This window comes from Alkalihalobacillus sp. MEB130 (assembly GCF_032335535.1).
GTDB lineage: Bacteria > Bacillota > Bacilli > Bacillales > Bacillaceae_D > Halalkalibacter.
On record NZ_JAOANA010000023.1, the window covers coordinates 24692 to 36846 of the forward strand.

The following is a 12155-nucleotide window of genomic DNA, read 5'->3' on the forward strand; positions in this document are numbered from 1 at the left end:
AATTACCCTATCCTTCCTTATTGCATAATAAGAAAGACCTCGAACAGTTTTCCTGTTTGAGGTCTTCGTCTAATTTATTTTGCCACAGCAGCTGCAATTTCTTCTTCTGCCTTTGTTTCTACTTCAATTTCCCAATCTTTTCCTACCGTAATACCTAAGTACTTCTCATCACTTGGATCTACGATTTCAGCTTGTTCATATTTTGGAAACCACCAATATTTCGCTAATATATAGTAGCTTACTCCTCCTAGGAAGAAACCAACTAAAAACGAATACGTAGGGAAGAATAAGGCGATCCCCCCACCAATAATCCATGACAAGAAACCAGCCCAGTTTATTCCATTTGCATATTTATATTGTCCTTCACTTTCATACAGATCTGGTACATTTACTCTACGTTTTCGCAGTAAGTAATAATCCGCTATTAAAATTCCAACAACAGCCGATAGAATGGCTCCAATAATTAACAACATATCAATGATAATTCCAAATAAACTCCAAGGTTGAACTGCAATCCCAATCACACCGGCTGCAATGACTCCGATATAAAACGGAACTTTCGGCCCGCCTATATTGGAAAATACAACAGCGGCAGGAATTAAATTTGCGGAAATATTAGTTGACCATTGGGCTAACACAATCATTAATAGAAGAATTCCAAGAACGACGCCACTTGCCGATTGTTGCAAAGCGACAACAGGATCATAATTAGAAACAGCAATATAGGAAACAGCTCCAATGATGACCATAAACGTTTGAACAATAGGATAAGCAATTAAATTGCCAGCTACTTGTGCTTTGTTGCGTTTAAACCAATTTCTCTCGAATTTCGGTGCTTTTACAAATCTTGATATCGACGGCATATCAGAAGCAAGTGTCCCCCAAAACCCCATGTTAGCCATAATTACAACCATAAAAGCTGTAAAAGCGGCTCCCCCTGTTACAGGATTTTCTACCCAAGACCAAACTTCGCGTCCATTTTGCAATGCTTGATCAGAAAGAGTCATATACATCCATCCTGAGATAATGATAATGATCGGTGCAGCTAAATCGGCAAAACGTTCAACTGCTTTGATTCCTAAAGCCGTATTTAGCACTTGCAAGCCGGCAAAAATGAGAAAACAGACAAACCAATTATCAAAGCTCGTTAGTGTTGCTAAAATAGCGTTCATTGCTGTTGCTCCAAAAAAGGTGTTAACCCCAAACCAACAAGACGCTACGATCCCACGGACAACAGAAGGAATATGCGTTCCAACTGTTCCAAATGGGGCTCTCATATAAACAGGAAAAGATAGTCCATGCTCCACGCCTATATCCCCCGTTAGTGTCATGAGCAACCCTAACACTACACATCCAATTACGGTTGCTAGAACAACCCACCCTAATGACAGACTGGCCACTCCTGAACCACCGATAGCAAAGGCTGCCAACACAACAGCCATCCCCACCCAAATAAATGCAAAACCTAATGAGTTCACCTTTTTTCCACTTTGCGTAATAGGAAGAAGATCGGGTGACTTTAAAAATTGGCTCTTGTTACTCATACAGAACAACCCCTTTCCAGTTTTATAAGACGTAAAAAGTGCTCTAACTAAAACAACCCTCCACACAAAGACAGAATATAGATATTATTCAAACTATTGCGTCCGTACTAACACCTAAGAACAAGGAAACATACAACACTTTGTTACATGTTACTGAAACGGGTCCTACACTATGGCTAACTTACCACTATCTCTTTTCTTCTTTCATTCTGCCACCAATTTGATTTTTGTGGTCATAAATTGTGATCTAATCTTACAGAAATTATTGTTAGGCTGAGATTATTAACAGCTAAGTGGAAGGCAGAGGAAAAAGCTTCATTCAGGCATATTCTAAAAACGCTCAATCAAACAAAATAACCCGCTAGAGAAAGAATCATTCGGATTCTTTCTCTAGCGGGTTCCATTTGTTATGAATTACGCCATAGCTTCCTCTTCTTCTTTTTTAAAGAATGTCTTCATTGCATGATAGACATCCCCTTTTTCTTTTAAAATGTGATGACGGAAGCGAATATCATCAATGTTTTTGTATGCGCTCATGAGTGTTGAGTGACGACTATATTGATTTACTTCACCATACCCAAACATACTTGAGACATCCATTAACTTTTCAACTAATTTCAAGCAGCGTGCATTGTCTGAAGTAAGATTGTCTCCATCTGAAAAATGGAATGGATAAATATTGTACCTCTTTGGATCGTATTTGCTATCAATGACTTCTAATGCTTTTCGATAAGCAGATGAACAAATCGTCCCTCCACTTTCTCCTTTTGAAAAGAAATCTTCTTCTGAAACAATTTTCGCTTCCGTATGATGAGCAATGAATTCAATATCCACTGTCTCATATTTGGTTCTCAAAAAACGAGTCATCCAAAAGAAAAAGCTTCGTGCCATATATTTTTCCCAGCGTCCCATACTTCCACTCGTATCCATCATCGCAATGACGACTGCCTTTGATTCAGGCTTTGTCACTTCATTCCATGTTTTAAAGCGAAGATCATCATTATAAATAGGGTTTAGACCAGGTCTACCTTCAAGGGCATTTCTTTTGATTGCCGAAAGAATAGTTCTCCGTTTATCAATGTTACCCATTAGCCCTTTTTTGCGAATGTCGTTGAAGTCAATATCTTCAATAACAATTTCATCTTCTTCTTTCTTTTGTAAATTAGGCAACTCTAACTCCGAAAAAAGCATCTCTTGCAATTCCATAATCGAAACTTCCGCTTCCGAATAATCTTCTCCCGCTTGATCACCAGGCCCTTTTCCTTTACCGGGTCCTTGTTGTTTCTGAGCATTTGGATCTTTTGCTACGACATCGCCAACTTTACTATCTCCATCACCTTGGCCGACATGTTTATTTTTATCATAATTATAACGAATCTTGTATTCATCGAGAGAACGGATCGGAATACGAATCACATCTCGACCGTTTGACATGACAATGTTTTCTTCACTAACAAGATCAGGTAAATTCTTTTTAATGGCTTCTTGTACTTTTTCTTGATGGCGTCTTTGGTCCTGGTACCCTTTTCGATGAAGCGACCAGTTTTCTTGTGACACGACAAATTGACGTTGATTGTTTTTCGTCATGTGTTCCCCTCCCTTTGTATTCTTATCAGTTAGTCTACATAGGCATGAAAAAAGCCAATTCATTTTACTTTTCACACTTTTCTCTGTTTGTGCATATTATGGTCTCGAGTCGCATTAGATTATGGGGCCTGTAATAAAATGGCTTACTTTATCCTATGCAGACAGGGGAGAGAGTTGCTAATAAATTCTGACAAATCTTCTTTTTATCATATTGGACAAGCAAAAAATAGACATTTACCTAAGCAAAAAGAGCACTGAAAAAGGTTGATGTTTACCTTTTCAGTGCTCCTTAGCAATACGCGGGGCTGCTGCCTTCTTTTTTATTATTTTCTCCTTAATAGGGAGAGCCAAGCCCCCATGACGTTTAAGTCTGTAAGCTAATCCACTTTACTTATTTGAATTGTTTTTAGCGTAATTTTGTAAAAATTTCTTGAAATCATCTGTAGATACTTTAGATTGGATTGCTTCTTTAACTAATGGTACCCATTCTTTTGGTAAATCTTGTTCCTCTCTTCTACTATGCACCATCTTGCTTCACCACCATTCCAAAAAGTATAGGGAGATCCTTCTTATGTTTAAGTACTACTAACCTGCTTTTTTCTTTCTAAGCAAAAATATTCTGAATCTCCTTTAACATACATTTAGTTTCAATAATTTGTCCATGAGCTTTAACTGAGTAGATTTCAATTGCTCTTCTTCCATCCTCTCTTATTGAAACCATCCTGACTTTATTACCGTTCTGTTCTGATCCGAAACTTAGATGTAGATATCCTTTTTCAACGAGTCTAGTTATATAAGTGATAAATGTAGTACTTGAACAAGACCAACCATACCGTTTTTGTATGACCCTCTGTAGTTGTACAATAGAAATATAGTGTTTAGCTGAATCAGATTCTTGACTTAGTTGATCCAACTCAACGAGCGATAAGTAGGAGAATACTGATTTAGGATGCATACTTTGAGTTAATAACTTTGTTTGATCATAAGGTGGTTGAAGGAATCCATGTAGCGTTTTTTGCTTATAACAAGCTTCTAACATTTTTTCTAAACAAGTAAGTTGTGTATGAATGGCCTCCTTCCATTTTGCTATAGGTAAGGTTAGAGCCTGCTTGCCTTTAGAAGTGATTTTATAAAGTTGTAGACGACCATAAACAAACTTTGATGCAAAGTGTTTCGCTACTAAGGAAATTAATAAGTTATTTACTTTTGTTCTCAACGTAGCCGTACCTGTATATAAACTAAATTCTTCAGCTATTCGACTCGTTATCGTTTCACTATCTAATTCTTCTCTAGACAATGAATGAAGAATCATCCATTGTAGTAACGTCGTTTTTGATAAAACTTCCACTATAATCCTCCTCTATTAAGTAATGCCACTACTCTTATTTAATCCAAGAAAAATTATTTAATAATTCATCTAACTTTTTACTAATTTCAATCGTGTATGGGTGTGTTAGGCCATATTCTAGACCTACCTCGATCATGTAATGTCTCGTTAATTCAATTTCTACATCTTTTTCATCTGTAAAAAACTCAATCATTGGCTCACTTCCTTTTATATATCTTCTGTACTTTTATTCTCCTAAATATTTGAACGATCGTATATCACCAAACATTCTTATTTTTCTACGCTAACGATTATATTAATTGCTACGATTAGGAATGTGTTCCTACTTGTTTAGATGAAGTTTCATTTTTACATAATGAGCCGAATTCAATCATCTCCTGCGGATGAAAAGGAAGGCCACTAAAAAAGGTGAAAAACGTACCCCATAAAAACAACAAAGTATGCTAAAGTAACCTTTTTGTATAAAAAAAATAGGACCAGTATATGAACTGGACCATGTCTTGTATATTGAATTTTAATTATATCTTCAACTAAATTAGTCTGCTTTTTTCATTTTTCTAACCTAACTCAAAGCCAAACTCGTGATATTTACCGCAATATACCAGCTTCTGTAATAGGCCAAAAACGTACATCCACTTTGCCAACAATTTGCTCAATTTCAATAAACCCTAGACGACGGCTGTCTAGGCTATTGGGACGGTTATCCCCTAATACAAAAACATGACCTTCAGGTACTACTTCGGGAACGACGAAGTCATTTGTATAGGAGCCCCATTTGTGCTCTGCAAGCCGTTGTTCTAAAAAGGGCTCTTGAACAGCAACGTCATTAATATAAAGAACATCCTCACGGTAAGAGACCACATCTCCTGGCAGTCCTATAATGCGTTTTATATAATCTTCATCTTCATTTGCATGAAAAACAATTAAATCAAATCGGTTTGGTTCCGTAAAGCCATAACCAAGCTTGTTAACAATAAAACGTTCGCCATCATAAACACTTGGAGACATGGACTCTCCTTGGACTTCATAACTCGTAAACACAAACGTGCGAATGATGATAGCAAATACAATTGCGATAAAAAACGCCTTTCCCCATTCCAGCCACTCATTGCTTCTAGTTTCCACAGCTTTTCCTCCGCTAGCTCTTTTCTTAAATTTACCAAAGTTTTGCCATCGCTACAAGAGTAAGTGTGCTAGATGAATATAAAGAAAAGAAGCCTTCACGATTGAAGACTTCTTTCATCCTACATTATCTGTTTAACAAACTTCCTACGTAGCGAAGCAGTTCATTTGCTGAAACAGAATTATACCCATGTTCATCAATTAATCTAGCAATAACCTCATTTACCTTTTTAAGTTGAGACTCATCAGGTGTTTTCGTCGACGTCGTGATTTTCACAATGTCTTTTAGATCAGCAAATAATTTCTTTTGGATCGCTTCACGCAAACGTTCATGAGAGTTGTAATCGAATTTCTTCCCTTTACGAGCGTAGGCAGAAATACGAATTAAAATCTCTTCTCTAAATGCTTTTTTCGCATTTTCTGAAATTCCAATTTGCTCTTCAATTGAACGCATTAGCTTTTCATCTGGTGTCATCTCTTCACCAGTAAGAGGGTCGCGAAGTTTATTTTTATTGCAATACGCCTCAACATTATCCAGGTAGTTATCCATTAATGTTTTAGCCGACTCATCATACGAATAAACAAATGCCTTCTGAACTTCTTTCTTTGCAATGGCATCATATTCTTTTCTAGCTATTGCAATAAAGTCCATGTAACGTTCACGGTCTTCTTTTGAAATAGAAGCGTGTTCACTCAACCCTTCTTTAATCGAACGTAAAACGTCTAGTGCATTAATGGATGTTAACTGCTTACGAATAATGGCTGATGAAATACGGTTAATCACATAACGAGGGTCAATCCCGCTCATGCCCTCATCTGGATCTTCCTGTTTAAGTTCTTCTAAATCTTGAGAATTAAAGCCTTCCACACTTTCCCCGTCATACAAACGCATTTTCTTCAACAAGTCAACGCCTTGTTTAGTTGGTTCTTTTAATCTTGTTAATATTGTGAAAATTGCAGCTACTTTTAAAGCATGTGGAGCTATATGCACATGCGCTAAGTCACTATCTTGAATCATTTTCTTATAAATTCTTTCTTCTTCACTAACTTTTAAGTTATATGGAACTTTCATAACAATGATACGAGAATGTAATGCTTCGTTCTTTTTGTTAGAGATGAACGATTTGTACTCGGATTCATTTGTATGAGCCACAATGAGTTCATCCGCACTAATCAAAGCAAATCGACCCGCTTTAAAGTTTCCTTCTTGAGTTAAGGAAAGCAAATGCCATAAAAATTTCTCATCACATTTTAACATCTCTTGAAACTCCATCATTCCTCGGTTCGCTTTATTCAGCTCACCATCAAAACGATACGCCCTCGGATCAGATTCAGAGCCGTATTCAGCGATCGTTGAAAAGTCAATACTACCTGTTAGATCGGCAATATCTTGAGACTTCGGATCGGACGGACTGAATGTACCAATACCCGTACGTTTATCTTCAGAGAAGAAAATTCGCTCAACTATGACATCCTCGATCCGGCCACCATATTCCTCTTCTACACGCATCATATTTAACGGAGAAAGATTTCCTTCTATTTTAATGCCATATTCCTCTTGGAAGTCTTTTCTTAAATGAGTAGGGATTAAATGAAGTGGATCTTCATGCATTGGACAACCTTTAATCGCAAACACCGCGCCCTTGTCTGTCTTTGAATATTGCTCTAAACCACGTTTTAACATGGTAACTAATGTAGATTTCCCTCCACTAACGGGACCCATTAAAAGAAGGATTCTTTTCCTAACATCAAGTCGTTTAGCAGCAGAGTGAAAATATTCTTCAACCAATTTTTCTAGCGACTCTTCTACTCCATAAAGTTGATCCTTAAAAAAGGAATACTCCTTTTTCCCGTTCACTTCTTCCACACCAGCATCTTTAATCATATTATAAACACGGGAGTGAGCGGTTTGTGCAATCCACGGCTTTTCCTTCAATAACTCCAAATAGTCAGCAAATGTTCCTTCCCATCTTAAACGTTCCTCTTCTTCTCTGAACTGTTCAACCTTTTTTAATATACTCATGTATCGTACCTCCATCCTCGTGTTCAAGAGCGCGATTAATAAACCATATGCGAAAACCAAAACGAACATGCATTAGATCTTCAAAAAAGCGGTCTTCTTTTTTGAAGATCTAATGCAATGTGCGGAGCCGGCGTTATGGTTTTAGCCTTTTAAGTGCCCTTCTTAAAAGGCGTACGCCGTGCAAAGCCATTGCCACCTCTGTCTTCAAAAAAGCGGTCTTCTTTTTTGAAGATCTAATGCAATGTGCGGAGCCGGCGTTATGGTTTTAGCCTTTTAAGTGCCCTTCTTAAAAGGCGTACGCCGTGCAGAGCCATTGCCACCTCTGTCTTCAAAAAAGCGGTCTTCTTTTTTGAAGATCTAATGCAATTTCAAAGAAAATGAACAACAAAAAGCACCGCACTTGCGGTGTTGGTGTTTTTTTGTTGTTTAAAAATAAAAATGCCTAGCTCATAATGAACTAGACGGTTTTCATGTTTTTTTATTTGCTTATTCTAGAATGAATCAGTTTAATTTTATGTCCATAATACCCACCGTTAAATGTCATATCCTCTCTTCTATTAAAACTATAATACATTTAACAATCGCTCTTCTTTAGTTGAACAAATGTCATGACTGTTTTAATTTATTGAAACTTTATTCCCTTGCTTGTTAAATGAACATGCACCTATCTCCTCAATAGTCACTTCAAAAGGATAAAATTCCGCATCTTTCTTTGAGAAGAACCACCTACGACCATCTTTTACTGTAATAAATAAACCATTTTCATCTCCAACTGGTGTTAATCCTTCACTATCATCTCTCCAGTTAGGGATCCCTAATTCATTTAACTTTCTAACGAATGGGATTACTTCATCTACTACTATTCCTATTTCACTAATATTGATGAAATCATCTGAAGAAAAACGATGTTCAACTGCATTTTTCAGATTGTGGCGAGCAATAAATTCCAATATGTTTCCTGACGGGTCTTCAAAATAAATGGCATGCGCATTCCAGCTTTTAAAGAAGACTTCATCCGATTCTTTTTCTATATTTAAATCTAATTTTGATTGTATCCAAGACTTTGCTTCTTCCATTTTATTTTCTGGGATGTTTATCGCAAAATGATAAAATGGCTCTGAATCTGTCTGTGATTGTTTAAAAATAAGAGATGTGGAACCTATTTTAACAGAGAAATCGTTTGTATTCTCACTAATAATATGAAGCTCTAATACATCTTTGTAAAATCCTTTCATTTCCTTTAATTTATTTGTAAATAACTCAATTTTTGTGAATTTCATTTTTTTCTCTCTCCTCTTTATGAAATTCCTTTATGTTTATGGAGCTTTTATAATACGAACTTATTTATGCTATCGCCCCGTTAGTTAAGTAATTCGATTATAATCTTCTTTTATTAACCCATATACATAATGGTCAACGAATCTATCATATAAAAATTCAGAACTCCTTATACAACCTTCTTTTTGAAAGCCTAGTCTTTCAGGGATAGCTTGGCTTTTTTGATTTTCAGTCGCAGCACGGATTTCAACTCTCTTTAAGTTCAATTCGTTAAAACAATAATCTATAACAGATTTACAAGCACTGGTCATTAAACCTTTACCTTGAAATTCTTCACCTAGCCAATAACCTATTGAAGTAGATTTATTAGCCCAGTTTATACCATGTAAGCCAATAACCCCTGCTAATTCCCCTTTGTACCAAATACCAGCTTGAAAGCCATTATTATCACCAAATTGCTTTAATGTACTTACAATAAAATCTTTTGAATGGCTTACATCTTTTGTAAAATCAACCCAAGGCAACCATTCCCTAAGAAAATGCCTTGATTTATTCGTTAAGAGAAATAGATTTTCCGCATGCCTCGGTTCTAACAAGCGTAATTCGGAATCATCATTAAGTTTAAAGTGAAACATAATTTTCTCTCTCCCTTTATTCTTTTTATAAAACTTAACTAATTTAAATTTTAAGAAAAATCATTTCAAACCTTTATTATACTTGCAATATCGTTGTTGAAGAAACATACCAATTTCCTTCAAAAAGAAAGGAGAATACCCTGTTCAGCATTCGGTAGCAATAGGTAAGCGTTTGAAGTTATCTCCAACTTTTCCCCTGCCCAACACGGAACGTGATAGTTTCCCATCATTCCGCGTGCCATCTAATAATATGTACTAGATTATAAGTTCCTTGTTACTTAAATAGATTGAAATCACATGATTGTATTTAAACCGCACTTTTCACGATATGTGTTCAACTTCTTTAGCATTGACTTTGTAATATTAAAGCATTTTAATCGTGAATGTATTGCCCTTTCATCTGTTTGGTGTATTGCCATATGTATGTCTTTGTGCAGAATTCTAAGGTTTTTAAACGTGTCATCTCCACCTAGATGTATGGGGATGTAATGGTGACAGTGAACGTCACGAGCTTGTAGAAATACGCCTGTGATTTCACATTTCCCCATTTTCATACTATATCGGCTAATACGATTATCCATATACTCAACACTTCGTGTTTGAATATTCGATTCCAACAATAACGCAATTTCTCTTTGAATATCTAAGCGTAATTGCTTGTGTATTCTCGCTCTTCCTTCTGATGTGAAAGGTGTTAAGCTCTGACTGAAATTCATAGCATTTTTCGTTTTTACATCGGCTAACGGGAAGAGGTAGACACTGGCTATTTTGAATGTCTTGGCTCCTAAACTGTAAAACTTCTTATAGGTTGGCGGAGCGTTTGTAGGATGTCCAAACTTACCGACAGATTTAAGGCGGTTATATATAAATGGACGCACATCGTAGGCAAGTCGTGAGAACTCATTGTAGACGTGGGTGGCACGATTAAAATAGTTGTGGATGCCTAAGACAAAACTGTTAAACAATAAAGCGTTTCGAGTAGTTGGCGAGGCATTTAATTTTCGAACGTATTTTTTTAATGTTTCTTTGATTTTACGCTTTTTGTTTTCTTTTAAGCCTGTGTGCGCTACTCTCTTGTTCCCTTTTTTATTCGCACGGATAGTGAACCCAAGAAATTCTGACTCTGTTTTTCTTAGGTTGATAACTTGAGATTTTTCTGGCGATATATCTAGTTTCAATCGCTGCTTCAAATATAATTTTATGGCATGATACCATTTCTGTGCCGTTTTCCAATCACGGCATAAGACCTTAAAATCGTCCGCATAGCGGACGAGGTAGCCCTCTTTTAAAGTCGTTCGCTTCTTAGCATACAGTTCACCTTCACGGGACTTATAATCTTTGTGAAGAGGGAAGAACTCCCACTGTTCAGCTACCCAATGGTCTAAGTCGTTAAGCACTACATTTGATAGTAATGGGGATAACAAACCACCTTGTGGTGCGCCTTTTGTGGGAACTCCTTCACCATCAATTTCAGCTTTTAGCATTTTCGAAATACAGGCTAAAACCTGTCGGTCATTGATTCCTAGATTCCAAAGCTGTTTCATTAGTAGGTTGTGATTAATATTATCGAAAAATCCTTTAATATCAATGTCCACCACATAATGGAGCTGAGCTTGATTAATAAGGAATTGTACTCTTGCCATAGCATGGTGTGTAGACCTTAACGGTCTAAAACCATAACTATGTTTGTAGAACCTTGCTTCCATGATTGGTTCAAGCACTTGTCTAAAGCATTGTTGAATAATTCTATCTATAATACATGGGATACCTAGCGGTCTCCACTTACCATTTTCTTTCTCAATTAATTTCCTTCTTACTTTTTTAGGGCGATAATTCTTTAACTTGTTTTGAATTTCATTGACGACTTCATTTTCTGATAGCTTCTTTAAGTCATCAATCGTTTTCTTGTCTGTTCCCGGTGTCTTTGACCCTTGATTTGACTTGATTGTTCGGTATGCAAGCAGAATGTTTTTCCTAGAAATAATAATGTCGTATAAATGAGAAAATGATTCCTTTCTAGACGATTTATCATAGAGTTCAGAAAACGTATCTGTCATATCGTAGTAATCCCAATATCTTAGCGTTTGCACTGTGGCATCATCCTCTCTTAGATGATGTTCCCACATTCTTACCCGACCGGTGCAATTCACGTTAGGAAAATAATCATTCTATATTACTAGACTTGGGGCTGTTCCTCCACTTCCATTACAGAAGTTTCCTCAGTCATGCCCCTACCTTCACAAGAATAAATGCATTTCGGCTTCGCCTTATAGCAACCATCTAGGATAAGCAGTCCATGTTTGCGATGTTTCTTGCTTCCCAAGTACCTTACAAGGTAGCTATCCATTCTAGAGGTAGGTGCTTCCTCTGAGCCTGTGAGCGTGATACCGCCATTGTTCAGTATAATGTATTTCATAGGAGAGATTTTTACTCTACATCACTCACCTCTTCGTAAGAAGAGCCATAGGTTTCCTCTATGTTCTAACTTTAGACCCGTACCTTCGGAAGTTCGTCAGTTCTTTTCGCTATTAGAACGATTCTCACCATATCTAGTTTTTCAGCCATGCGGTCTATCTGTCAGCATACCCTTCTGTCAAGATGGCTTTAGCCTTCATTCA

General features: G+C 36.8%; 10 protein-coding genes. All 10 read right to left on the reverse strand.

Features of this window, described 5'->3' with window-relative positions; all coding sequences use genetic code 11:
- Nucleotides 1-74: 74 nt before the first annotated feature.
- The 10 genes from N0O92_RS19210 to ltrA all read right to left on the reverse strand — a co-directional run bounded on the left by N0O92_RS19210 (nt 75) and on the right by ltrA (nt 11627).
- Entirely contained in the window at nt 75-1544 is a 1470-nt protein-coding gene (locus N0O92_RS19210; RefSeq protein ID WP_315616263.1) for an NCS1 family transporter, read from the reverse strand.
- A gap of 414 nt (nt 1545-1958) precedes the next feature.
- Entirely contained in the window at nt 1959-3131 is a 1173-nt protein-coding gene (gene yhbH / locus N0O92_RS19215; protein ID WP_315616264.1) for a sporulation protein YhbH, read from the reverse strand.
- Nucleotides 3132-3518: 387 nt separating this feature from the next.
- Complete coding sequence (locus N0O92_RS19220; RefSeq protein ID WP_315616265.1) at nt 3519-3659, reverse strand: hypothetical protein; 141 nt, start codon at nt 3657-3659, stop codon at nt 3519-3521.
- 76 nt (nt 3660-3735) lie between these two features.
- Nucleotides 3736-4479 (reverse strand): hypothetical protein, encoded by a 744-nt coding sequence (locus N0O92_RS19225; RefSeq protein ID WP_315616266.1) that lies wholly within the window; start codon nt 4477-4479, stop codon nt 3736-3738.
- A gap of 34 nt (nt 4480-4513) precedes the next feature.
- The gene (locus N0O92_RS19230) at nt 4514-4672 is read right to left on the reverse strand and encodes an aspartyl-phosphate phosphatase Spo0E family protein (protein ID WP_315616267.1); all 159 of its coding nucleotides are present in this window, start codon (nt 4670-4672) and stop codon (nt 4514-4516) included.
- 395 nt (nt 4673-5067) lie between these two features.
- Nucleotides 5068-5604 carry a signal peptidase I gene (gene lepB, locus N0O92_RS19235; RefSeq protein WP_315616268.1) on the reverse strand — a complete coding sequence of 179 codons (537 nt, stop codon included), beginning with the start codon at nt 5602-5604 and terminating at the stop codon, nt 5068-5070.
- A gap of 124 nt (nt 5605-5728) precedes the next feature.
- On the reverse strand, nt 5729-7624 hold the full coding sequence (locus N0O92_RS19240; protein WP_315616269.1) for a PrkA family serine protein kinase: 1896 nt from the start codon (nt 7622-7624) through the stop codon (nt 5729-5731).
- A gap of 617 nt (nt 7625-8241) precedes the next feature.
- Entirely contained in the window at nt 8242-8904 is a 663-nt protein-coding gene (locus N0O92_RS19245; RefSeq protein WP_315616270.1) for a ring-cleaving dioxygenase, read from the reverse strand.
- An 84-nt stretch (nt 8905-8988) separates the two neighbouring features.
- Nucleotides 8989-9537 carry a GNAT family N-acetyltransferase gene (locus N0O92_RS19250; RefSeq protein WP_315616271.1) on the reverse strand — a complete coding sequence of 183 codons (549 nt, stop codon included), beginning with the start codon at nt 9535-9537 and terminating at the stop codon, nt 8989-8991.
- A 293-nt stretch (nt 9538-9830) separates the two neighbouring features.
- Nucleotides 9831-11627, reverse strand: a complete 1797-nt coding sequence (gene ltrA / locus N0O92_RS19255; RefSeq protein ID WP_315616272.1) for a group II intron reverse transcriptase/maturase — start codon at nt 11625-11627, stop codon at nt 9831-9833.
- Nucleotides 11628-12155: the final 528 nt, after the last annotated feature.

Bases quoted from the DNA above. Each gene is read 5' to 3' on its own strand.
- N0O92_RS19250 (WP_315616271.1), bottom strand. From the start codon at position 9,537: ATGTTTCACTTTAAACTTAATGATGATTCCGAATTACGCTTGTTAGAA.
- N0O92_RS19220 (WP_315616265.1), bottom strand. From the start codon at position 3,659: ATGGTGCATAGTAGAAGAGAGGAACAAGATTTACCAAAAGAATGGGTA.
- N0O92_RS19210 (WP_315616263.1), bottom strand. From the start codon at position 1,544: ATGAGTAACAAGAGCCAATTTTTAAAGTCACCCGATCTTCTTCCTATT.
- yhbH (WP_315616264.1), bottom strand. From the start codon at position 3,131: ATGACGAAAAACAATCAACGTCAATTTGTCGTGTCACAAGAAAACTGG.
- N0O92_RS19230 (WP_315616267.1), bottom strand. From the start codon at position 4,672: ATGATTGAGTTTTTTACAGATGAAAAAGATGTAGAAATTGAATTAACG.
- N0O92_RS19245 (WP_315616270.1), bottom strand. From the start codon at position 8,904: ATGAAATTCACAAAAATTGAGTTATTTACAAATAAATTAAAGGAAATG.
- N0O92_RS19240 (WP_315616269.1), bottom strand. From the start codon at position 7,624: ATGAGTATATTAAAAAAGGTTGAACAGTTCAGAGAAGAAGAGGAACGT.